General features: G+C 60.5%; 19 protein-coding genes. 12 read left to right on the top strand and 7 right to left on the bottom strand.

Annotated features, from left to right (window positions below):
• Positions 1 to 32: 32 nt before the first annotated feature.
• The 5 genes from kdsA to doeA form a co-directional block, all read right to left on the bottom strand.
• Positions 33 to 896: a 3-deoxy-8-phosphooctulonate synthase gene (kdsA, locus tag ACXMYO_RS09155; protein WP_457808492.1), complete on the bottom strand. Its 864-nt coding sequence runs from the start codon at positions 894 to 896 to the stop codon at positions 33 to 35.
• A complete protein-coding gene (locus ACXMYO_RS09160) occupies positions 883 to 2,565 on the bottom strand; it encodes a CTP synthase (RefSeq protein ID WP_438764199.1) in 1,683 nt (560 codons plus the stop codon). The genes kdsA and ACXMYO_RS09160 overlap by 14 nt, the downstream gene beginning before the upstream one ends.
• An 84-nt stretch (positions 2,566 to 2,649) precedes the next feature.
• Positions 2,650 to 3,132 carry an Lrp/AsnC family transcriptional regulator gene (locus ACXMYO_RS09165; protein ID WP_457808493.1) on the bottom strand — a complete coding sequence of 161 codons (483 nt, stop codon included), beginning with the start codon at positions 3,130 to 3,132 and terminating at the stop codon, positions 2,650 to 2,652.
• Between the two features lie 93 nt (positions 3,133 to 3,225).
• Positions 3,226 to 4,233, bottom strand: a complete 1,008-nt coding sequence (gene doeB / locus ACXMYO_RS09170; RefSeq protein ID WP_457808494.1) for a N(2)-acetyl-L-2,4-diaminobutanoate deacetylase DoeB — start codon at positions 4,231 to 4,233, stop codon at positions 3,226 to 3,228.
• Positions 4,234 to 4,305: 72 nt separating this feature from the next.
• The gene (gene doeA, locus ACXMYO_RS09175; protein ID WP_457808495.1) at positions 4,306 to 5,493 is read right to left on the bottom strand and encodes an ectoine hydrolase DoeA; all 1,188 of its coding nucleotides are present in this window, start codon (positions 5,491 to 5,493) and stop codon (positions 4,306 to 4,308) included.
• A gap of 313 nt (positions 5,494 to 5,806) precedes the next feature.
• On the opposite strand from doeA, the gene ACXMYO_RS09180 reads away from it, so the two are divergent.
• From ACXMYO_RS09180 to ACXMYO_RS09225, 10 genes are all read left to right on the top strand, one after another.
• Positions 5,807 to 7,906 carry a methyl-accepting chemotaxis protein gene (locus tag ACXMYO_RS09180; protein WP_457808496.1) on the top strand — a complete coding sequence of 700 codons (2,100 nt, stop codon included), beginning with the start codon at positions 5,807 to 5,809 and terminating at the stop codon, positions 7,904 to 7,906.
• Between the two features lie 2 nt (positions 7,907 to 7,908).
• Positions 7,909 to 9,429, top strand: coding sequence for a chemotaxis protein CheW (locus tag ACXMYO_RS09185; protein ID WP_457808497.1), 1,521 nt, complete (start codon positions 7,909 to 7,911; stop codon positions 9,427 to 9,429).
• Between the two features lie 136 nt (positions 9,430 to 9,565).
• Complete coding sequence (gene corA, locus ACXMYO_RS09190) at positions 9,566 to 10,513, top strand: magnesium/cobalt transporter CorA (protein WP_438764207.1); 948 nt, start codon at positions 9,566 to 9,568, stop codon at positions 10,511 to 10,513.
• Between the two features lie 48 nt (positions 10,514 to 10,561).
• The gene (locus ACXMYO_RS09195; RefSeq protein WP_457808498.1) at positions 10,562 to 11,491 is read left to right on the top strand and encodes a 2-hydroxyacid dehydrogenase; all 930 of its coding nucleotides are present in this window, start codon (positions 10,562 to 10,564) and stop codon (positions 11,489 to 11,491) included.
• 49 nt (positions 11,492 to 11,540) lie between these two features.
• Complete coding sequence (locus ACXMYO_RS09200; RefSeq protein ID WP_438764209.1) at positions 11,541 to 12,197, top strand: hypothetical protein; 657 nt, start codon at positions 11,541 to 11,543, stop codon at positions 12,195 to 12,197.
• 65 nt (positions 12,198 to 12,262) lie between these two features.
• Positions 12,263 to 13,147: an SMP-30/gluconolactonase/LRE family protein gene (locus ACXMYO_RS09205; protein WP_457808499.1), complete on the top strand. Its 885-nt coding sequence runs from the start codon at positions 12,263 to 12,265 to the stop codon at positions 13,145 to 13,147.
• 89 nt (positions 13,148 to 13,236) lie between these two features.
• Entirely contained in the window at positions 13,237 to 13,992 is a 756-nt protein-coding gene (locus ACXMYO_RS09210) for a FadR/GntR family transcriptional regulator (protein WP_457808500.1), read from the top strand.
• Positions 13,993 to 14,187: 195 nt separating this feature from the next.
• Entirely contained in the window at positions 14,188 to 15,618 is a 1,431-nt protein-coding gene (locus tag ACXMYO_RS09215) for a sugar porter family MFS transporter (protein ID WP_457808501.1), read from the top strand.
• Between the two features lie 97 nt (positions 15,619 to 15,715).
• Complete coding sequence (locus ACXMYO_RS09220; RefSeq protein ID WP_457808502.1) at positions 15,716 to 16,771, top strand: aldose epimerase family protein; 1,056 nt, start codon at positions 15,716 to 15,718, stop codon at positions 16,769 to 16,771.
• 55 nt (positions 16,772 to 16,826) lie between these two features.
• Positions 16,827 to 17,747, top strand: a complete 921-nt coding sequence (locus ACXMYO_RS09225) for a Gfo/Idh/MocA family protein (RefSeq protein WP_457808503.1) — start codon at positions 16,827 to 16,829, stop codon at positions 17,745 to 17,747.
• Positions 17,748 to 17,872: 125 nt separating this feature from the next.
• On the opposite strand, the gene ACXMYO_RS09230 is transcribed toward ACXMYO_RS09225, so the two are convergent.
• Both ACXMYO_RS09230 and ACXMYO_RS09235 read right to left on the bottom strand, forming a co-directional pair.
• Complete coding sequence (locus ACXMYO_RS09230) at positions 17,873 to 18,403, bottom strand: gluconokinase, GntK/IdnK-type (protein ID WP_438764216.1); 531 nt, start codon at positions 18,401 to 18,403, stop codon at positions 17,873 to 17,875.
• A gap of 365 nt (positions 18,404 to 18,768) precedes the next feature.
• Complete coding sequence (locus ACXMYO_RS09235) at positions 18,769 to 19,332, bottom strand: O-acetyl-ADP-ribose deacetylase (protein ID WP_438764217.1); 564 nt, start codon at positions 19,330 to 19,332, stop codon at positions 18,769 to 18,771.
• Between the two features lie 253 nt (positions 19,333 to 19,585).
• Here ACXMYO_RS09235 and betT point away from each other — a divergent pair, with 253 nt between their 5' ends.
• Positions 19,586 to 21,652 carry a choline BCCT transporter BetT gene (gene betT, locus ACXMYO_RS09240; protein ID WP_438764218.1) on the top strand — a complete coding sequence of 689 codons (2,067 nt, stop codon included), beginning with the start codon at positions 19,586 to 19,588 and terminating at the stop codon, positions 21,650 to 21,652.
• Positions 21,653 to 21,986: 334 nt separating this feature from the next.
• Positions 21,987 to 22,526 (top strand): hypothetical protein, encoded by a 540-nt coding sequence (locus ACXMYO_RS09245; RefSeq protein ID WP_457808504.1) that lies wholly within the window; start codon positions 21,987 to 21,989, stop codon positions 22,524 to 22,526.
• Positions 22,527 to 22,671 lie beyond the last annotated feature (145 nt).

Here is a 22,671-nt window from a genome sequence, read left to right on the forward strand (position 1 = left end):
AAACGCCGGTCATTGCGACCGGCGTTTTGAGACTAGCGTATGTCGATGGGATCGAAATGCTTGACCACCCCATCGAGCATTTTAAGCTGCTCCAGAAATGGCACCAGACGATCCAGCGGCAGCGCACAGGGGCCATCACAGCGCGCGTTGTCCGGGTCCGGATGCGCCTCGACAAAAAGCCCTGCGATACCCGTGGCAACGCCGGCACGGGCAAGCTCGACGACCTGCTGGCGACGACCGCCGGCACTGTCGGCGCGTCCGCCCGGCTGCTGTAGCGAATGGGTGACATCAAAAAGAACCGGGTAGCCGGTCTTTTTCATCTCGCCAAAGCCGAGCATGTCCACAACCAAGTTGTTGTAGCCAAAGCTCGAACCGCGCTCGCACAGGATCAGCCGATCATTGCCGGCCTCCTCGAACTTGGTGATGATATGTCGCATCTCGTGCGGTGCGATGAACTGCGGCTTTTTGATATTGACCACCGCGCCCGTATTGGCCATCGCCACCACAAGGTCCGTCTGACGGGCCAGAAACGCCGGCAGCTGGATAACGTCGCAGACATCGGCCACGGCACGCGCCTGCCCCGGCTCGTGAACGTCGGTCAGTATCGGCACGTTAAAGCGGCGTTTGATCTCATCAAGGATCTTGAGACCTTCATCGAGACCCGGCCCGCGATAGGAGTGGATCGAGCTGCGGTTGGCCTTGTCAAAGCTTGCCTTGAACACATAGGGAATGCCCAGGGCTTTGGTGGCTTCAACCCAGGCATTGGCCACCTCGATGGCCATGTCCCGTGATTCCAGCACGTTCATGCCGCCAAAAAGTGTCAGCGGCTGATGGTTGCCGGTGGCGATGTCGCCGATGGCGACGGTCCTTTGCGCTGAAGTGTCAGTGCCTGTCATCGTCACGCTCCTGCTGGTCGCGCGTGCCGGCCTTGTGCGTACGCGTGGCGCGATGCGTCAGCGCGGCGTTGACAAAGCCGGTGAACAGCGGGTGTCCATCGCGCGGGGTCGAGGTGAATTCCGGGTGGAACTGACAGGCAACATACCAGGGATGATCCGGCAGTTCGACCATCTCGACCAGCGACTGATCCACACTGCGCCCGGAAAAGACCATGCCGGCGGCTTCCAGGTCGGCCACGAACTGATCGTTGATCTCATAGCGATGGCGATGACGCTCGACGATGGTCTCGCTGCCATAGATCTCGCGCGCCTTCGAGCCTTCGGTCAGCACGCAGCTCTGACCGCCCAGACGCATGGTGCCCCCCAGATCCGAGGTCTCGTCACGGGTTTCGATGCGTCCTTCCGGCGTGATCCATTCGGTGATCAGCCCCACCACCGGGTGACGGGTGTCATGGGTGAACTCGGTGGAGTTGGCATCGCGCCAGCCGGCCTTGTTGCGGGCAAACTCGATGACCGCCACCTGCATGCCCAGACAGATCCCCAGATAGGGGATGCCGTGTTCGCGGGCATAGCGTGCCGTGGCGATCTTGCCTTCCACGCCGCGCGAGCCGAAGCCGCCGGGCACCAGGATCGCATCCTTGCCTTCCAGACGCTCGACGCCTTCACGCTCGATGGTCTCGGAGTCGACGTAGTCGATATTGACCTTTACGCGGGTCTGGATGCCGGCGTGCATCAGCGATTCGTTGAGCGACTTGTAGGCGTCCAGAAGCTCCATGTATTTGCCGACCATCGCAATATTGATGGTCTTGAGCGGATTGAGCTTGGCATCGAGCACCTTCACCCATTCGCCCAGATCGGCAGGAGGCGGATCAAGACGCAGCTTGTCGCACACGATGTCGTCAAGCTCATGGTCGTGGAGCATCAGCGGGATGCGATAGATGGTGTCGGCATCCTGCATCGGGATAACGGCGCGCTCGTCGACGTTGGTAAACAGCGCGATCTTGCGACGCTCGCTGGCTTCAAGCTCGACCTCGCTGCGACACAGCAAAATGTCCGGCTGAATACCGATGGAGCGCAGCTCCTTGACGCTGTGCTGGGTCGGCTTGGTCTTGGTCTCGCCGGCGGTCTTGATATAAGGCACCAGCGTCAGGTGCATGAACAGCGCATGGCTTGAGCCGACTTCGCTGCGCAGCTGACGAATGGCTTCCAGAAACGGCAGCGATTCGATGTCACCCACGGTGCCGCCGATCTCGACCATCGCCACGTCATAGCCTTCCGCGCCGGCCTTCACGCGACGCTTGATCTCATCGGTAATATGCGGAATGACCTGAACGGTACCGCCCAGGTAATCACCACGACGCTCCTTTTTGAGCACGTGCTCGTAGACGCGACCGGTGGTGAAATTGTTGGCCTGGGTCATGCGCGAGCGAATAAAGCGCTCGTAGTGGCCCAGATCAAGGTCGGTCTCGGCCCCATCTTCGGTAACAAAGACTTCACCGTGCTGGAAGGGGCTCATGGTGCCCGGATCGACGTTGATATAGGGGTCGAGCTTGAGAATCGTGACCTTCAGGCCACGGGCTTCCAGAATAGCGGCCAGAGAAGCTGCAGCGATGCCTTTACCAAGAGAAGACACAACGCCACCGGTCACGAAAATATATCGCGTCGTCATGGGGAACCTGTTAATGCTGAGCGAAGGCCGGCCAGAAAGGCGGGCCAGGATGGGAGATCAGTTTACGCGAAAGCGTCGGCGCGCTCAATTTGCATTGTCGGCCCGAAGCCGGATCAGCGGGGATGACGCCCTTTTAATGGATTTGGTCACGATATAGGTGAAGTAGCGCCGAATGGCGAGCTCCTCCATCAGCCAGCAATCGATCAGGCGCTGATACTGATCGATGCTTTCGGCCTCGATCAGCACCAGATAGTCCACCCCGCCGCCCACGGCCACGCATTCGCTGACCTGCGGCGTCTCGCGCATGGTGCGCTCGAAACGCTCGAACACGCTCACGCTGTGGTTTTCCAGCTCGATCTGCACCCATACCGAGGTCAGTGCCACCCTGACCCGGTCGCTGATGCGGGCACTGTAGCCTTCGATGACACCGGCGCGCTCCAGACGTCTGACGCGCTCCCAGCAGGGACTGACCGACAGATTGATCGCCTCGGCCAGCCGCGATTTGGTAATGCGGCCATCCCGGGACAGAATGTCGAGAATGCGTAAATCGTATTGATCAAGCTTCATCGGCCCCCCGGATCGGACAAGTGCAGGAGACGACAGGCTCGCAACCGATGGCCGGCTGCTATCCCTGCACATCGATAGCCACCAGCGCCTTGTTCAGCGCTCAAGCGTTTCGACCAGTTCCCCGATGACCACCAGGGTATCGCCCATCTCGACGCGGGCCGGAAAGCGGCGCGCCAGTACCAGGCCGTCACGGCTGGCACGATACGCCACGGGCTCGGCGCCGGTACGCGTGATGTCCCAGATGCGGGCAACCACCTCGCCTTCGCGTACCAGCCCGCCCAGCGCACAGGTCATCTCCAGAAGCCCGGCATGTTCGCTTTGTACGTAACAGGAGGCGTCCGGCATCTCGACATACTGCTGGCGCGGCGGACGCTGGATCTCGCCTTCGGTAATGCCGGCAAAGATCAAAAAGTTGCGCACGCCCCGCTCGCTGATCTCGATACTGGCCGGCGTTGACGTCCCGCCACCGCCCAGCTCGGTGGTCACCAATACCTTGCCCTGGCTTTCCACCACCGTGTCGTAAAGCGCCGCGGCATCCAGCTCATACATCATGATGGCCGTCGAAGCACCAAAGTCGATCGCGCCCTTGAGGCTTTGGCGCTCAAGGTCGAGATCATCAAGGCGGTGGGCGGCAGCAAACGGCAGGATATCCAGCGTGCGCCCGCCCGAGTGCAGATCCAGCGCGACGTCGCACATCGGCACCAGCACCCGGGTGAAATAGTCGGCAATCTGTTTGGTCGGTCCGCCGTCCGGATCGCCCGGAAAGCTGCGGTTGAGGTTGCCGCGATCCATCGGCGACGTGCGACGCCCGGCCTGCGCGGCCGGCTGATTCATCATCGGCACGATGATCACACGACCTGTGACCTCTTCCGCCGTCAGGCGCCGGGCCAGTTTCAAAAGCGCCGTGATGCCCTCGTACTCATCGCCATGGTTGCCCCCGGTCAGAAGTGCCGTGGGCCCGTCGCCGTTTTTGACCACGGTAACCGGGATCATGACCGCCCCCCAGGCGGACTCGTCATGAGAAACCGGCAGTTTGAGAAAGCCGTGCTGGACACCGTCGGCATCAAAATCGACGGTCGCGGAGATGGGACTTGGACGCATGAGCAGTGCTACTCCCTGTAGTGAACCGCGCCCGGCGCCCCGAGCTTTTTGAGGGCACCGGCAAAAGGCGCGCTATTTGACGAAGAGCTGGCGGGGGAAGTTGCAGAAGGTTTCCACCCCGGTCTCGGTGATCAGGATCGACTCGGTGATCTCGAGACCCCAGTCGTCCATCCACATGCCCGGCATGAAATGAAAGGTCATGCCGGGTTCCAGTACGGTTTCATCGCTCGGGCGCAGGCTCATGGTGCGCTCGCCCCAGTCGGGCGGATAGCTCAGACCGATGGGATAACCACAGCGGGCGCCGCCCCGGTCAAAGCCCCACTTGTCCATCGCCGACCCGAGCGCCATGGCCAGATCACAGCAGCGATTGCCGGGCTTTGCGACCTCAAGCCCGTTTTCGATGCCCTCCAGCAGCGCCGACTCGCCGCGCAAAAAGTCGCGGGTCGGACGACCCAGAAACACCGTGCGCGACAGCGGTGCGTGATAGCGCTTGTAGACGCCGGCGATCTCGAAAAAGGTGCCCTCGCCGCTTTTAAACGGCGCGTCATCCCAGGTCAGGTGTGGAGCCGCTGCATCCTTGCCGGTCGGCAGCAGCGGCACGATGGCCGGATAGTCACCGCCATGGCCCTCGACCCCTTCAACGCCGGCGCGATAGATTTCGGCCACCAGCCGGCTCTTGGGCAGACCGGGCTCGACCATATCCAGAATGCGCGCGTGCATTTCATCCACGATGCGCCCGGCCACGCGCATGTATTCGATTTCGGTGGGGGATTTGATCGCCCGGCACCAGTTGACCAGCCCATTGGCATCGACCAGCGTCGCCTCGGGCAGGTTCGCCAGCAGACTGGTATAGGCCTTCGCCGAGAAGTAGTAGTTGTCCATCTCGACGCCGATGCGTCCGCGGTGCCACTGCCACTGCGGCAGGATCGACCGGGACAGATACTCCATCGGGTGCATGTCGGGATTTTGAACGTAGTAGTCCGGATACCAGGTCACATGGGTATCGGGGTTCATCCAGCAGGTGCGTATCGCGCCATTGCTGTCCTGGCGACGGCCGTACCAGACCGGGTCATCGTCAAGGCTGATCAAAACGCACTGGTGAACGTAGAACGACCAGCCGTCATAGCCGGTCAGCCACGCCATGTTGGACGGGTCATACACGATCAGAATATCCAGCTCGGCGCGCGCCATTGCCGCTCTCACCCGGGCCAGACGCTGAGCGTACTCTTCGCGCGTAAAGGGAAGTGCGATGTCAGTCATTGGCGCTCGCTTTTCCCGGTGCCAGGACCGGGCATTTGTTGTATTCAACGACATTCCAGAGACAAGCATGGTGCAGGAAGACCGCGACTGCCATGTGCTCAACCCTGCCTTCAGGTCAGTCTGGCCCTGTCCAGGCGTTCGGGTCAAAAGCTGTCCGCCCCGCCATGACAGGATCAGACAATAATCAATTTGAATTAAAGTGCCCTCATGGACAGGTCGATATGGCGTCAAGACTCGTATTCACCGTTGCCCTGTTTCCATAACGCCCTGAGTTGCAGGTGATCAGGACGCCTTTTTGAGAGATCGACCTCACATGAGCGATACCAGCAGCACCGTCAGCAGAGAAGACTATTTCCGCGCTGCCATCGACCGCGCCCAGGCCGTTATCGAGTTCACACCGGAGGGCATCATTATCGATGCCAACGAGAACTTTCTGACCACGGTGGGCTATAGCCTCGGGGACATCAAAGGCAAGCATCACCGTATTTTTTGCGATCCGGAAGAGAGCGCCTCTCCCGAGTATCGGGCCTTCTGGCAGAAGCTCGGCCGCGGTGAATTTGATGCCGGTGAGTACCGTCGTTTTGGCAACGGTGGCCGGGAGATCTGGCTGCAGGCAACCTACAACCCCATTTTCGATGACAGCGGCAACCCCGTACGGGTCATCAAGTTCGCCTCCGACATCACCGCCCAGAAACAGCGTGATGCCGAGTTCGAAGGCAAGGTAGAAGCGATCAACCGTGCCCAGGCCGTGATCGAGTTTGATCTCAATGGCAACATTTTATCGGCCAACGACAACTTCCTGACGGCGGTGGGCTATCGGTCCAGCGAGATCATCGGTGAGCATCACCGCATGTTCTGTGATGAGGCCTATACCCACACGGCGGAATATCGCAATTTCTGGAAGGAACTGGCGCAGGGCGAATTTGCCCACGGCGAATACAAGCGCGTTCGCAAGGACGGCAGCGAAATCTGGCTGCAGGCCACCTACAACCCGATTCTCGATGCCGTGGGTCGGCCCTACAAGGTGGTCAAGTTTGCTACCGACATTACAGGCCGCAAGCTGGCCAACGCGGAATTTGAAGGCAAGGTCAATGCAATCAGCCGCGCCCAGGCCGTGATCGAGTTCGATCTCGAAGGCCATGTGCTCGATGCCAATGCGAATTTCCTCAGTACCATCGGCTATCGCCTGGATGACATTCGCGGCCAGCACCACCGCATGTTCTGTGATCCAACCCATGTCAGCAGTGATGACTACCGTCACTTCTGGGATGAACTCAATCGTGGCAAGCCCATGAGCGGCGAGTTTCGTCGCCTGGGCCGCAATGGCCGCGAAGTATGGCTACAGGCCACCTATAACCCGATCCTTGATATGGATGGCCGTCCGTTCAAGGTGGTCAAGTTTGCCACCGACATCACCGCCAAAAAACGGGAAGCCGCCGAACTCGAAGGCCGCCTCAAGGCCATCGATCGCGCCCAGGCGGTGATCGAGTTTGATCTCAAGGGCAACATCCTTGCGGCCAATCGCAATTTTCTGCACACCATGGGTTACACCCTGGATGAAGTGCTGGGCCAGCATCACCGCATGTTCTGCAACGATGATTACGTCACCAGTACCGAGTACCGGGACTTCTGGCAAAAACTCGGCAACGGTGAATATTTCAGTGGCCGCTTCTGTCGCCAGGGGAAATTCGGCCGGCGCGTCTGGATCCAGGGCACCTACAACCCGATCTTTGATGCCAGCGGCCAGGTCTACAAGATCATCAAGTTTGCCACCGATATTACCGAGCAGGTCGCGCTTGAAGAGAGCATCAGGGATCAGGCGGCCTCGATGGGCAGCAGCATCATCGACCTGAACACGTCGATCAACGCCATTGCCGAGAATGCGCAGCTGACCCAGCAGCTGGCGCATACCACTCAGGAAGAAGCCCGTCACGGCAGCAACACGCTGGCGCGCTCGGTCGAGGTCATGGACGCCATCCGCAAGGCTTCCGAGGATGTCGATGCCATCGTCAAGGTGATCGGCGAGATCGCCAATCAGACCAACCTGCTGGCCTTCAATGCTGCCATTGAAGCTGCTCGCGCCGGCGAACACGGCCTTGGGTTTTCGGTGGTGGCCGATGAGGTCAGAAAGCTGGCCGAGAAGTCATCTGATGCCACGCGTCAGATCAATCGCCTGCTGGGCGAGTCCACCCGGCGTATCGAGGAAGGCAATATCGTGTCACGCGATGCCCGGACCTCCTTTGACAAGATTGTCGACGGCATCGAGAAAACCGGCAGTGCCGTGGATGAAATCACCCGGACCACTCGGGCGCAGCTCGACAATGCCGATCATGTGGCGCAGGCCATTCAAAAGCTCAACGCCGCCACGGCGCACGACAAGCGCCATTCTTCCACCGATTCCCAGAGTCTCTGATCATGGCCAGAGCGCCAACAACGTCATCGGATGCCTTCGGCGTGCTGGGCATTGGCCAGAGCAACGTGGCCCTGTCCACCGACGTCATGCGCGAAGTGGTTGCCCTGCCCCATGCTTTGACGCCGGCGCCCATGGCACCGGCCTTCGCCTTGGGCGCATTCAAACTGCGTGATGAGCTGATTCCGGTCATCGATCTGGCACGCCTGCTGCAACTGGATGATAGTCAGGGCACCCGCGAGCGCGATGATCAGGTGGCGATCGTGCGCTGGCAGGAGGGCCATTTCGGCTTGCGCGTGGATGCCATCCACGGTATCGCTCAGGTCCTGCCCGAACATATGCAGCCGCTGGACTACGCCACGTCAGAGGCCACGCCTCTGACGCCGGCAGCCTTCACCGATGGCGACAGGCTGGTATACGTGCTGGATCTTGATGCCCTGTTCGCGCTGCCGGGCATGATGCTGGCGCGCGCCTCGCATCACGATCATGAAGAGCGCCCGGGCACCCGACAGGCTGCGGATCGAAAAATCAATACCGAACGTGCCCTGCTGATCGACTGTGGTGGCATTCGGTTGAGTCTGCCGGCCGCCATGGTGCGCGAGATTCAGCCGCTGGATACCCTGTCAGCGCCGGTGATGGACGTGTCCGGCTTCATGGGCACCACCACGCTGCGCCGTCAAACGCTGGCGGTCTTTGATCCGCGAGTACTGGCAGGTCTTGAGGATCAGCCCCGCCCGGAAGGCCGGTTGATGGTCGTGGTCGCCGTACGCGAGCAACCGCTGGCCCTGTGCGTGGATCAGGTGATCCGAATGATGACTTATAACCCTGATGACGTCATGGCGCTGGCCGAGACCCATGACCATCCTGATGCCACCATTGTCGGGATGATCGACCACCCTCAGCTGGGCGAATCACTGCTGGTGGATGCCGCACGCTTTGCCAGGGATACCGACATCCTGACGCTGGCCGCGATGTATATTCCCCGGGAAGGCCATGCCACCCGCGGGGAAGTGCCCTATCGCCGTTTTGCCTTTGTTCATTTTGATGCCTTTGGACAGTTTGTAACCCCTCTGGAGCAGCTCAGTGAAGTGATCGCCATGCCGGAGGACTTCACGCCCAGCCCTCGTACCGATGAGGGCTGGACCGGCACGCTGGCACACCGTGGCCAGGCGGTTTCGCTGGTGGATCTGCGCCAGCTTTTGAACACCCCTCATGAGACGCCGGCCACGGATGTCCTGATCGTGGCCTGCGGCGAGTACCGGGTCGGTTTCATGATCGACAATGCGCGCCATATCGAGTATCTCGATGCCCCGGCGGACAGCCTGATCATTCGCTGGCGTGGAGAGCAGGAGATCGGCACGCCGCCCATTGAACAGTGCAAGCGGCTGATCGTGGTGGGCACCGGGGCCCACAAGAAAGTGCTGTCGGTGCTGTGTCTGGAAACGCTGGCGGCGCTGCTGGTGGATATCAATGCCCGTCACCACTGCGCCATGATCGACTCGGCCCTGCCTGCGCGATCCGCCTGAGACCCGGGTGGTGTCATTTCGAGAGGTGGTGACACGGCGGTTACTGAGATGGTGACCCGGCGGTTACTAAAGTCTTTGGCAATAACACCCTGCTCTGGGATCATGAGGCCCATCTATCGCGTGCCGGAATGTCATCATGATCAGGACCTACAGCCTTGAGCAGCAGACCATTCACGAACTGGCCGACGACGCGCTCGACGAGCGTTTGTCGCAGGCCACGTGGATCGATGCTCAGGAACCCAGCGACAGTGAACGTCAGGCCCTGGCCCCCTTTCTGGCCGAAGAGCTGCCCGGCAGCACCGAGGTCGAAGAGATCGAATCCTCGGCGCGCTATTTTGCCGACGCCGACGGTCTCCACGTTCACTCCCTGTTTCTGACCCGCAATGAAGGCAAGCATCAAAACACCACGGTGGCCTTCATTTTACAGCCCCAGCGGCTTTTGAGCCTGCGCGAGGAGGATCTGGCCGATTTCCGGCTGCTGCGTCTGCGTGCCCGTCGCGGCCAGATCGAGGCCGGCTCCCCCCAGGAGCTGATGGTGACCATCTTCGAGCAGAAGGTGGAAAACCTGGCCGACAGCGTCGAGGACATGCACCGCGACCTCGAACAGGTCAGCCATCAGGTGCTGGAAGTCGAGGACTCCGATCTCGAGGACGCCATCGATCGTCTGGCCAAGGTCGAGGACAGCGTCGGCAAGATCCGCCTGTGTCTGATGGACACCCAGCGCTCGCTGCATTTTCTGCTGCGCCACCTGCGTCGCCACCCGGAGCTCCAGGAGCAGGCCCGCGAGGTACTTCAGGATGTGGACGCCCTGATGTCGCATAACACCTTCCTGTCCGACAAGGTCAACTTCCTGATGGACACGACCCAGGGCTTTATCAACATCCAGCAAAACCAGATCATCAAGATCTTTTCGATCGCCTCGGTCATGTTTTTGCCGCCCACCATGATCGCCAGCATCTATGGCATGAACTTTGATGTCATGCCGGAGCTCCACTGGCCGCTGGGCTATCCCTTTGCCATCCTTGTCATGTTCATATCCGGCCTGACGCCCTTTTTGTACTTCAAGCATCGTGGCTGGCTCTAGGCCGCCAGCATCTGCCGCCCCTGTCCACTCGCTCAAGGTGAAGGCGATATGCGCATTCTGATTCACGCCCCCGAGGCGCCACGCTGGCAGGAGACGCTGAGACGCGAACTGCACCCGACCCTGCCCAACGCCAGCATCGTGACCACACAGGAAGCCGGCGAAGGCCCGGCCGATATCCTGGTGGTCTGGAAGCCGCCGGCCTCGCTGTTGGCGTGTCAGGATGCCTCCCTCAAGGCAATTTTCAATGCCGGCGCCGGGGTGGATGCCCTCCTGAGTCTGCCCGGACTGCCGGACGTGCCTATCGTGCGCCTGCGCGATGCCGGCATGGGCGCGTTGATGGCCGACTATGCGCTCTATGGCATCCTGCACTTCTATCGGGACATGGACCGCTACCGTCAACAGCAGCTGGAACATAACTGGCAGGAACAGCCGCTGGATGATCGCAGCGCCTGGCGCGTGGGCATCGTGGGGCTGGGAACGCTTGGAAAGGCCTGTGCACAGCGAATACGTGCTCAGGGGTTCGAGGTGCAGGGCTGGAGTCGCTCCGAGAAACACATTGAGGGGATCAAGACCCATCATGGCGATACCGGATTGACCACCCTTTTGAACACCCCACGGGTCATTGTCAGTCTGCTGCCGGATACGCCCGAGACGCGCTGGCTGCTTGACGAGCAGCGTCTTGCCCAACTGCCGGAAGGGGCCGTGGTCATCAATGCCGGACGCGGCACCACGCTGGACCCGGATGCCCTGCTCGGCCTCATCGAGCGCGGCCATCTGCGTGGCGCCATGCTGGACGTTTTCCCCGACGAGCCCCTGCCGGCACAGCACCCTCTCTGGCAGGACCCGCGGGTCATCGTGACCCCGCACGTGGCCGCGCCCACCGACGTGAGTGCAGGGGCCCGACAGTTTGCCGCCGACATTCTTGCCCTGACGCGCGGTGAGTCCCTCGACACCGTCGACCCCGCCACGGGGTACTGACTCCCTGGCCCGGCCCGGTGTGCCCTGCCATTAACCGACAGGAGACGTCATGCCTCGCGCTTTTCTGGTGATGACCGCCCTTTTGCTGTCCGCCCCGATTCAGGCTCAGGAGATTCAGCCCTTCGAGGCCCGCTACCATCTCACCATGGACGGCTGGCCCAACGCCGACATGACCCATCAGCTCGAGCGCGATGACAACGGTTGGCGCACGACCATGCACGCCTCGATCAAGATCGCCACCGGCTATGAATACAGCCGTTTTAGATGGCACGACGACATCGGGGCCGCCCCCTGGAGCTTTTACAGCCGCTACCGCCTGTTCGGCTTTGGCGATACCTACCGGCTCGATGAACAGCAGCTCTCCAGGCTGCCCGACCGTCAGGCGGCGCTGTTTACCCTCAGCCGGCAGGCGTTTGATGCGCCCTCGTGTCGCGGGCGCCGCGCCGACCCCTGCACGTTTGAATACATCGATCACAAGGAGCGCGAACGCGACATGGCCTGGCGGGTCATCGACGACCCGGAAATGCCGGTACCCCAGGGACGCTGGCAGACGCGCCACGTTGAAGCATGGGACACGGACAAGCCCGACCGGCGCATGCATTTCTACTTCACGTCGCGCTATCCGGGTCTTCTCGTGCAGACGGACTATTTTCGCGATGGCAAACTGAGCGCGCGGCTGCAGCTCACGGGGCTGGAGACGCCATAGGCCACGCTGATGGGCCAGGGCGCTCATCAGACAACAACATCCAACACTGATACCACGGAGGGAACATGCTGGAACCCCATCTGACACTGACCATGGCACTGGGAGAAGGGCCCCACTGGGACGGCCATCAGCAGCGTCTTCACTGGACCGACATTCTGGGCGGCGAGCTGCATCAGCTTGACCCCGACACCAATGAGCACCGGGTCTTTCGCTTTGACGAGCCGCTGGCCTATGCCGTGCCCGACGAACAGGGCGGCTACCTGGCGGCCTTTCGCTCGGGCCTGTGGCATCTCGATGACCAGGGCCAGAAACAGCGCCAGCTCGTTGAAGGCCCGCAAAACCCGGACATCAGCTGGTGCAACGATGGCCACTGCGATGCCCACGGTCGGCTGTGGATCGGCACCAAAAACGCCGAGGAAGCCCATCCCACAGGAGCACTTTTCAGCTATCACGGCGACGTGCGTGAGCATATCAACGGCGTGACCATTTCCAACGGCATCGCCATCAGCCCGGATAACCGCTGGCTCTATTTCAGCGACACGCCCACCCATCATATCTACCGCTATCCGCTGGATATCGATGCAGGGACACTGGGCAAGCCAGAGCTCTTCGCCGACACCCGAGCACTGGCGCTGCCGGGCTCACCGGACGGTGCCGCCATCGATGAGGCCGGCCACTACTGGGTCGCCATGTATGGCGGTGGCGTCGTGGTACATTTCGATGATCACGGCAAGGTTGTGGAAACCCTGCCGCTGCTGGCACCCAACCCGACCAAGGTCACCTTTGGCGACAGCGATCTTAAAACGCTTTATGTCACCTGTGCCCGCCAGGGACTGGAACAGACCACACTGGATCAGTATCCCGATGCCGGCTCGCTTTTCTCTACGCGCGTGGCGACGCCGGGTCTGCCCGGCCATCGCTATCGAGACACCGGTGGCGACACGACCTGAGCTGCGCCCTGCCCCCGATGCGGTTCTGGCGTATCGGGGGCCCGGTCCGTGATATGTTTTATCCTGATGCTGCCGCCCTCGAGAATCGAATGAAAGACACCGCCTTCCACGACACGCACCACGTGGCCGATCAGCTGATCAAGGAAATCCTTGACGGGCGCTATCAGCCGGGCGATTTCATTCCCAAGGAGCTGGAGATCTGTCGGCAGTCGGGGCTGAGCCGTAACGTGGTCCGTCGCCATCTAGGCGCACTGGTCAACGGCGGCATCATCGAGCGTATCTCCGGCTACGGCTCACGGGTGCGCGAATTCTCGCAGTGGCACATTCTCGACCCTGCCGTCACGGACTGGATCACCCGTTTTGGCGGGCCGCATCTGGAGATCCAGCGCGAGATTTTAAGCTTTCGCCTGACGGTCGAGCCCTGGGTGGCCATGATGGCTGCCACCAGCGCCACCGCCCGGGATCTGGTCGCCATCGAGGAAGCCTTCGAGGGCATGCAGCGCCATCATCTCGATGAGGACACCACACGTCACGACCACTGTGACGTCTCCTTTCACGTCGCCCTCTATTACGCCACTCACAATATCGTCTGGTCCCAGCTCTCCCACGTGCTGCGCCCCTCCATTCATCTGCTGGTATCGCAGAGCAACACACGCACGCTTGACCCTGGTCACAGCCTCGAAAGCCATCGGCGCCTGATGGATGCCGTTCGCATGCGCCACTGCGATGAGGCCCATCACGCCGCGACCGCCGTACTCGAAGACACCGCACATGCGTTGAACATGGACATCACACCGGCCCCCATGCCCGCGCACCTGTCTGTAAGCGCAACTTCTGTCAGCTGACCCCGTACGTTGTAAAGCACATCCCCCGCCCTCCCCGATAGCCTCTCTGACCTGTTGAGACTCTCCTCAAGAGCCTGGACCAAGGTCGAAACGGCCAAAGTCTATGTTGAGCATTTCCGGTAAATGTCCAACATACAAAGCCTGTTGTTGATCTTAATATCTGCCATGTACGCCGTCACACTTCCGGGGTAGCTCATGAAATCTTCCATGACCGCGGCATCGAACGAACCACGCCATCACGCTGCGCGTCCGTCAATGTCGACCGTCTACATGATCGGCGGCGTTGCGGCGCTGGCCGGTCTGCTCTTTGGCATGGACATCGGCGTCATCTCCGGCGCCCTGCCCTTTATCGAACACGATTTCGGCGTCAGCGACCGCCAGCAGGAGATCATTGTCAGCGTCATGATGCTGGGCGCCGCGCTGGGTGCCTGCGCCAGCGGTACCCTGTCACGCAGAATGGGTCGCAAGCTCACGCTGACCGTCAGCGGGGTGGTCTTTGTGGTGGGGGCACTGCTCTCGGCGCTGGCAACGTCGCCGGAGATGCTGATATTGGCCCGACTGGTGCTGGGTGTGGCCGTGGGCATTTCCTCTTATGTGGCGCCCATCTATCTCTCCGAGATCGCGCCGGAGCACATCCGCGGCCGGCTGATTTCCTTTTATCAGCTGATGATCATGGGCGGTATTCTGCTGGCCTATCTGACCAATACGCTGTTCAGCTACTCGGGCAACTGGCGCGGCATGCTGGGCATCATTGCCATCCCCGGCATACTCCTGCTGATCGGCATGTTCTTTTTGCCGCGCAGCCCGCGCTGGCTGGCAAGCTGTGGCCGCTTTGACGAGGCCCGCAGCGTCCTGATGCGCCTGCGCGGTGGTGACAGCTCAGGCGTTGACGAAGAAATGGCGCGCATTCGCGATAACCTGAAGGTGGGGGATTCGGGCTGGACGCTTTTCAAGCGCAATGCCAACTTTCGCCGCTCGACCGGCCTGGGCGTCACGCTGCAGTTCATGCAGCAGTTCACCGGCGCCAACGTCATTTTGTATTACGCCCCGCGCATTCTGGAGATGGCCGGCTTTGACAGCCCCAGCGAGCAGCTCTGGGGGACGGTCGTGATCGGCCTTGTCATGACGCTGGCAACCCTGATTGCCGTGGGTCTGGTCGACCGCGCCGGGCGCAAGCCGCTGCTCTATACCGGCTTTACCATCATGGGGCTTTGCATGCTGGCCCTGGGCGCGCTGTTCGAATACGGACTCGAAGGGGCGACCACCCAGTATCTGGCGCTCGCCCTTCTGGGCACGTTCGTGGTCAGCTACGCCATGTCGGCTGCCCCCATGGTCTGGATTCTGTGCTCCGAGATTCAGCCGCTCAAGGGGCGCGACTTCGGTGTGGCCTGCTCCACGGTGACCAACTGGGTGGCCAACATGATCATCGGGGCCACCTTCCTGACGCTGATCAACGTGCTGGGCAACGCGATCACCTTCTGGCTTTATGCCGCACTGAACTTCGCCTTTATCGCAGTGACGCTGCTGCTGGTGCCCGAGACGCGCGGCGTGGCGCTTGAAAAAATCGAACAGTCGCTGATGGCAGGCAAACGGCTTCGCAACATTGGCCAACCGATACGCAAATAGACCCCTGACCCTGCCTGCCCGGTACCGGGCAGGCGTTCTATACTGCCCTGCAACCGCTACGACGACACGCCCTACTCAATCGATCATGGAGTGATTCATGCCCTTGCACTGCGAAAGCGACCAACCCGGTCAGCACGATGACGGCACTCCCTTTGAGCGCTTCAGACTGCGCAACAGTGCCGGCATGCAGGTGGACATCCTCGATTACGGCGCGACCCTGCAGGCTCTCAGGGTGCCCGATCGGGAGACCGGTGAGCCGGTCAATCTGGTGCTGGGCTTTAGTGATCCAGCGCAGTATCTCCAGTCTCACCCCTACTTCGGCGCGGTGGTCGGGCGCTATGCCAACCGCCTTGAAAAGGCACGCTTTGAACTTGACGGTCAGACGTTTCAGATTCCGCCCAACGAGGGGGATAACGCCCTGCACGGCGGGCCGAGAGGGCTGAGCTTTCAGCGCTTTGAAGGCGTGCTGTTTGAAGAGGCCGACCGGGTCGGCGTTACCCTGAGCCTTCGTTCGCCCGACGGCGACATGGGCTTCCCGGGAGATCTGGACGTAACGGTCCACTACAGTCTTGATGAGGCCAACCGGCTCACCATCGACTACGAGGCGCAGAGTTCGAAACCGACTGTTGTCAGCCTGACCAACCACGCCTATTTCAATCTGCGCGGCCGGGGCGACGTGCGCGATCACCGCCTCGAGTGCGCCGCCGGCCACTACCTGGTACTTGATGAGGCCTCGATCCCGACCGGCACGATTGCGCCGGTCGCGGAGACCCCCTATGACTTTCTAACGCCCGCCACGCCGCGCGAACGCGAGCAGGTGCCCAACGAGCAGCTCGCTCGGGCCGGCGGTCATGACGTGGCGCTGGTGCTGGATAAAACCCCGCAGGGAAAGCCCCATGCCACGCTTACCGAACCACATAGCGGCCGGCACCTGGATGTGTTTACCGATCAGCCCTCGCTACAGCTCTATACCGGCATCGGTCTGGATGGCACCCTGAGTGACCATGAAGGCCATGCGATCAAGGCCTTCGGCGGCCTAGCGCTGGAGGCGCAGCAGTTTCCCGATGCCCCCAATCACGGCCATTTCCCCTCGACCCGGCTTGACCCGGGCGAGCGCTATCGCCAGCACACCTGCTATCAGTTGACGTTTTAACCCCGGGTCGGGCGGCCGTACAGACTGCCCGACCCTTCCGGAAAGAGATCGAGTCATGACCACCATTGCCATTGCCGGTTTCGGCAAGATCGCCAGGGACCAGCATCTGCCGGCCCTGCGCGACAACCACGAGTTTGATCTGATCGCCATTGCCAGTCGCAATGCCACGCTTGAAGGCGTCGACAACCATCAGGATCTCGATACGCTGCTGTCGGCCCATCCAGACGTTGAGGCCGTGGCGCTGTGTACGCCGCCGCAGGTTCGCTACGGCCAGGCCGTAGCCGCCATCGAGGCCGGCAAGCATGTCCTGCTGGAAAAGCCGCCGGGCGTGAGTCTCAGCGAGGTCGAGGACCTGGTGCGCCGCGCCGAATACAAGGGGGTCACGCTCTACGCCACCTGGCATGCCCGCGAGGCCGCCGGTGTTGAAAAGGCGCGCGAATGGCTGTCAACGCGCCGCGTCACCGGCGTGAACATCCAGTGGCGCGAAGACGTGCGTCAGTGGCACCCGGGCCAGCAGTGGGTATGGGAGCCGGGCGGTCTGGGCGTCTTTGATCCCGGCATCAACGCGCTGTCGATCGCCACGCATGTGCTGCCCGAAGCCTTTTTCCTGCGCGAGGCAACGCTTGAAGTGCCGGAGAACTGTCAGTCACCGATCGGCGCGACGCTTGAGTTCACCGATGTTCACGACACGCCCATCCACGCCGATTTCGACTGGCGCCAGACCGGTCCGCAGACCTGGCAGATCACGGTCGAGACCGATGATGGCACGCTGGTCCTCGATGAGGGCGGCAGCCAGCTGACCATCAATGGCGAGCGCGTCGTTGACGGTGAGGATGTCGAATACGCGGGGCTCTACAGGCGCTTTGCAGAGCTGATCCGCAGCGGTCGCAGCGATGTGGACGTGGCACCCTTTCGCCACGTGGCAGACGCCTTCCTGCTGGGGCGGCGCCAGAGCGTCGAGGCCTTTATCGAGTAGTGTCCCGCCATGACAAGGGCCCCGACATGACAAAGGCCCCGGGTGCACATCTGCACCCGGGGCCTCTTCGCATGCCTTGATCACAACGAATGCGGATCAAGCAGCTCGCCTGTCAACAAACGCAACTAGTCGAGCGCTTCGAGCTCGTTGACACACTGATCGATGACGTTATCAAACGACTTCGAGATATCGATGCTGATCGCCTCATCACTGCCGGGCGGCTGCAGGGTGTCAAACTGGGTCTGCAGCATCTCCGGCGAGAAGAAGTGCTGGCGCTCCTGCATGCGCTGCAAAATGGTGTCGTAGCTGCCGTCCAGAAAGAGAATGACCAGATCGGGGTCGCCCTGACGCAGGATGTCGCGATAGGACTTCTTGAGACCGGAGCAGCCGATCATGACGCTCTTGTTGTCCTTGCGGTGCTGCGCATACAGGTTCGCCAGCGCCTCCAGCCAGCCCTGACGGTCTTCATCCGTCAGCGAAACCCCCTTGGTCATCTTTTCGATGTTTTCCGGCGGATGATACTTGTCACCGTCGATATACTCACATCCTGTCCTGTCGGCCACTTCTTCGCCGATGGTCGACTTGCCGGATCCGGAGACCCCCATGATCAGAATGCGTCGTGATTGCCGATGACGCTGATCGAACTGTTTTACCATGCCGGGTCTCTCTCATTGCGGGGTAAGGGCGTCACTGCGCGCGTTATCGCAACATTCTTGCAAAGGCATCAGAGGGTTACAACCGAACCATTGTCCCGGGACGACTTTCGCATACAAGACCTTGGTCTAATATTTGCGGCAATAACGCTCTTCTCCCCTGCTCGTCAAACAACGCCCCACTGCTTGTTAGCGCGCGCTAACATGATGTTTTTAATCATGACGGGCCCACCATGTGGCCTGCCCGGTGTTGAAGGATTTGATGCCACCCCGCCAACAGGAATGCTTGTTCGATGCTGATGCAGCCATGGCATCATCAGATATTTTTTAGCGCCTCGGCACGCCTGACCGCGCTGTTGTTTCGACCGTTACTGGCGATCATTTTGATAGCCCAGCCGGTCGGCCACGCCCTGAAAGGCTTTCAGATCCTTTTCTCCAAAAAAGCACAGCGTGACCGTCAGCTCACTGCGCGGCAGCACCTCGCTCATGACACCCAGTACCACCTCACAGGCCTGATCGAACGGATAGCCATAGACGCCGGTTGAAATCGCCGGAAAGGCAACGGTATGCAGCCCCTGCTCACGTGCCAGCGACAGCGACCCTTGATAGCAGTTTGCCAGCAGATGCGACTTGTCGATCGTTTTGGCATACACCGGCCCCACGGTGTGAATGACGTAGTGCGCCGCCAGGTTGAACCCCGGCGTCAGCGCCACCTCACCATCCGGCAGACCGTCCGGCCATTGATCCCGACGCAGGGCCTCGCAGGCCCTTTTGAGCTCGGGCCCGGCAGCGCGATGGATGGCGCCATCCACGCCGCCGCCGCCCATCAGCGAGTGATTCGCTGCATTAACGATGGCATCCACCTCAAGTGTGGTGATATCGCCCTGCATTGCCTGCAGCCTGCCGCCCATCCAGCTCATGGCCGTTGTCATGACACCTCCCGTGAAATCTTCCGTGAAACCCAACGTCATTATGGCTGATTGACGGTCGATACCGAACAACACCTGCCCCCCTGCCATGGTCCAGGGTCTGTTGAAGGTCGTGTTGAAAGGATGTACGTTGATTGAACGACCAATCAATAAAAATTCTGGATCAGCGCCCTCGTGGTCCCGGGAGCGGGTGGGGCCACGAGGGCGACGTTCATGAATCACTCATCATCGTATCGGCCACGAGGAGACTCCTTCGATGAGCGTCAAACCCATTGATACGCCCGAGCAGCACCAGGATGGCCTCAACCCGATCGTCTTTTACGGCTCGGCGCTGTGTATTGTGGTGTTCTCCCTATGGGGAATGTTGTTCACCGACACCGCCAATACCGTTATTTTTGCCGCCCTTGAATGGATCAGTAACACCTTTGGCTGGTACTACTTTCTGGCCGCGACCATCTATCTGGGCTTTGTGATCTTCGTCGCCGCCTCTCGATTCGGCAATATCCGGCTGGGGCCTGAACACTCGCGCCCCGAGTTCAGCCTGGGCTCCTGGGCGGCGATGCTCTTTGCCGCCGGTATCGGCATTGATCTGCTGTTTTTCTGCGTGGCCGAACCCGTCACCCAGTTTCTGGCCCCGCCGGTCGGCGAGGGCGGCACGCTGGAAGCCGCCCGTCAGGCCACGGTCTGGGGCATGTTTCACTACGGCATCACCGGCTGGGGCATGTACGCCCTGATGGGCATGGCCCTGGCCTATTTCAGCTATCGCTATAATCTGCCGCTGACCATTCGCAGCGCGCTCTACCCGCTGTTCGGGCGGCGCATAGAGGGCCCCATCGGCCACACGGTCGATATCGCCGCGGTCATCGGTACGGTATTCGGCATTGCCACCAGCCTCGGGATCGGTGTGGTCCAGCTCAACTACGGGCTGACCTATCTGTTCGACCTGCCCCAGAACCTGTTCGTTCAGGGCGCTCTGATTGCGCTGTCGGTCATTCTGGCCACCGTATCGGTCGTCTCCGGGGTCGACCGCGGTATCCGTCGCATCTCCGAGTTCAACGTCCTTCTGGCCGTGGTGCTGCTGCTTTATGTATTGATCGCCGGCGACACCGTCTTTTTGCTCAACGCCCTGGTGCTCAACGTCGGCGACTACGTCAACCGCTTCATGGGCATGACGCTTGATACCTTTGCCTTTGATCGCCCCACCGACTGGCTTAACACCTGGACGCTTTTTTTCTGGGCCTGGTGGGTGGCATGGGCGCCGTTTGTCGGCCTTTTTCTGGCGCGCATCTCGCGCGGGCGCACCATTCGCGAGTTCGTGATCGGCACCCTGACCATCCCCTTCATCTTTACCCTGATGTGGATCTCGATTTTCGGCAACAGTGCGATCGAGAGCATTCTGGGTGGCGCCACCGAGTTCGGTCGGATCGCCATGGAAAGCCCCGAACAATCCATTTATGGACTGCTCGAGCAGTACCCGGGCGTGCTCTGGACCGCCTCGCTGGCGACCCTGCTGGGCATGTTGTTCTACGTCACCTCGGCCGACTCCGGTGCGCTGGTACTGGGCAACTTCACCTCGCGTCTTTCCAGCGTGCACCATGACGCCCCCATCTGGCTGCGTATCTTCTGGTCGATCACGATCGGGCTGCTGACCCTGGCGCTTTTGATGGCCGGCGGCGTATCGGCACTGCAGGGCATGGTGGTCATCATGGGGCTGCCCTTTTCGTTTGTGATCTTTTTTGTCATGGCCGGGCTTTATCGCTCGTTCAAAAGTGAAGCCTTCAAGGAAGACAGCCATCGCGCCAGCCTGGCCGGGCGCCTGTCGAGCCGCACCCATACCAGCGAGCGCGGTACGCGACACTGGCGCCAGCGCCTCAAGCGCGCCATGTACTTTCCCGGTCGACGCCAGGCGCGCGCCTTCATCAACATGACCGCACGCCCGGCCATGGAGGAAGTGGCGCGTGAGCTGTCAGAGCAGGGCCTCAAAGCCGAAGTCATCAAGGCAGAAGGCGAAGAGCTGCATCTGGAGCTGAACGTGGCACTCGATCACGAGCAGAACTTTACCTACCAGATCTGGCCGCGCGCCTTTCCCATGCCATCCTTTGCCCGCCGGGCCAGCGAGACCCGGTCACGCTACTATCGCCTCGAGCCCTATCTGCTCGAAGGCAGCCAGGGCTACAACCTGATCGGCTTCAGCCGCGATCAGCTCATCAACGACATCCTGGATCAATACGAACGCCATCTGCAGTTTTTGCACATGAGCCGTGAAGACCCCGGCCACAGCGCCAATATCCCGGATGACCCGACCCTGCCGCCCGCCCCCTGAAAACATCACGCCAAGGCAAAAGGGCCGCCCTCAATGGGCGGCCCTTTTTATTCACATATTTACCGACATCACACGCTCATCGACATGAGCACAGGCTTTCTCAGTGCGCCGGCTGCCGATGGCGGAACAAAAGCGTCAGCGCGCACTCATGAGCAAGGGCGAATGGGCTTCTCTGGCTCAACACTTGCAGCAGGGCAATTCGCAGCCGGGCCAAGGGTTCGGCTGACATTTCACGATTTAGCCATTCAGAACGAGTCTTTTCTTGAGACTGATTCATCCGCCCAGCCTGATAATCATTCATTAGGGAAACTAAAACTAATTACAGGGACAGGCAATGACCACTCAGATCGCGGACTCGATCAGCCAAAATAGCAGAATTGACAGCATTAGAACCGAAACGTCGACCTCCATTTCGAACAAGAGGGTGGCCCTTGGCAAAAATGATGCCCCGGGCACCAACGTGACTCTTTCGGAATCCTCTTACAGCGTTCGAAACAGGGACGAGCTACCTGCCTGGACCAGAGAGGTAGCGGGCCGCTACGATGCGATGTTACGTGATGATGCCATGGAGTCGCTTGAGCTCTACGCGACAGCTGATAGTCGAGGACCCTTGATCGATATCACTCGTATCAACGAAGGCATCATCACATACACCCATACTGGTGAACTGGTTACTCCAGAAAGCAAGGAGAGATATAACAACATCGGCAAAAATCTGACCGAAGAATTCACCAGCATTTTCAAAGCCGAAAAGGACAAGAACACTTCGCCGGGAGATATATTCCTGAAATTTCAGGAAGTGATGGTCCAACAGCCCGATGATTATTTAAATAACACCAAATTTCATCGGCAGCATTATAATCCTTTCGCCTGACTGTATCGGCTCGACACTTGCACAAGGGCATTCATGGCCCCGTCAGGCCCTGCTGACGAGATGATTCACAGCTAGATGACGCCGCATAAAAAAACGCCGCCCACCAGCGCGGCGTTTTCATTCATACGCTCATCAACATGAGCAC

Source organism: Kushneria sp. EE4, assembly GCF_977968315.1.

Coding starts and splice junctions, on each gene's coding strand:
- ACXMYO_RS09200 (WP_438764209.1), top strand. CDS start 11,541: ATGCCTCGCGCTTTTCTGGTGATGACCGCCCTTTTGCTGTCCGCCCCG.
- doeA (WP_457808495.1), bottom strand. CDS start 5,493: ATGACTGACATCGCACTTCCCTTTACGCGCGAAGAGTACGCTCAGCGT.
- betT (WP_438764218.1), top strand. CDS start 19,586: ATGAGCGTCAAACCCATTGATACGCCCGAGCAGCACCAGGATGGCCTC.
- ACXMYO_RS09210 (WP_457808500.1), top strand. CDS start 13,237: ATGAAAGACACCGCCTTCCACGACACGCACCACGTGGCCGATCAGCTG.
- ACXMYO_RS09230 (WP_438764216.1), bottom strand. CDS start 18,403: ATGGTAAAACAGTTCGATCAGCGTCATCGGCAATCACGACGCATTCTG.
- kdsA (WP_457808492.1), bottom strand. CDS start 896: ATGACAGGCACTGACACTTCAGCGCAAAGGACCGTCGCCATCGGCGAC.
- ACXMYO_RS09225 (WP_457808503.1), top strand. CDS start 16,827: ATGACCACCATTGCCATTGCCGGTTTCGGCAAGATCGCCAGGGACCAG.
- ACXMYO_RS09205 (WP_457808499.1), top strand. CDS start 12,263: ATGCTGGAACCCCATCTGACACTGACCATGGCACTGGGAGAAGGGCCC.
- ACXMYO_RS09245 (WP_457808504.1), top strand. CDS start 21,987: ATGACCACTCAGATCGCGGACTCGATCAGCCAAAATAGCAGAATTGAC.
- ACXMYO_RS09215 (WP_457808501.1), top strand. CDS start 14,188: ATGAAATCTTCCATGACCGCGGCATCGAACGAACCACGCCATCACGCT.
- ACXMYO_RS09220 (WP_457808502.1), top strand. CDS start 15,716: ATGCCCTTGCACTGCGAAAGCGACCAACCCGGTCAGCACGATGACGGC.
- ACXMYO_RS09195 (WP_457808498.1), top strand. CDS start 10,562: ATGCGCATTCTGATTCACGCCCCCGAGGCGCCACGCTGGCAGGAGACG.
- ACXMYO_RS09160 (WP_438764199.1), bottom strand. CDS start 2,565: ATGACGACGCGATATATTTTCGTGACCGGTGGCGTTGTGTCTTCTCTT.
- doeB (WP_457808494.1), bottom strand. CDS start 4,233: ATGCGTCCAAGTCCCATCTCCGCGACCGTCGATTTTGATGCCGACGGT.
- ACXMYO_RS09165 (WP_457808493.1), bottom strand. CDS start 3,132: ATGAAGCTTGATCAATACGATTTACGCATTCTCGACATTCTGTCCCGG.
- ACXMYO_RS09235 (WP_438764217.1), bottom strand. CDS start 19,332: ATGACAACGGCCATGAGCTGGATGGGCGGCAGGCTGCAGGCAATGCAG.
- ACXMYO_RS09180 (WP_457808496.1), top strand. CDS start 5,807: ATGAGCGATACCAGCAGCACCGTCAGCAGAGAAGACTATTTCCGCGCT.
- ACXMYO_RS09185 (WP_457808497.1), top strand. CDS start 7,909: ATGGCCAGAGCGCCAACAACGTCATCGGATGCCTTCGGCGTGCTGGGC.
- corA (WP_438764207.1), top strand. CDS start 9,566: ATGATCAGGACCTACAGCCTTGAGCAGCAGACCATTCACGAACTGGCC.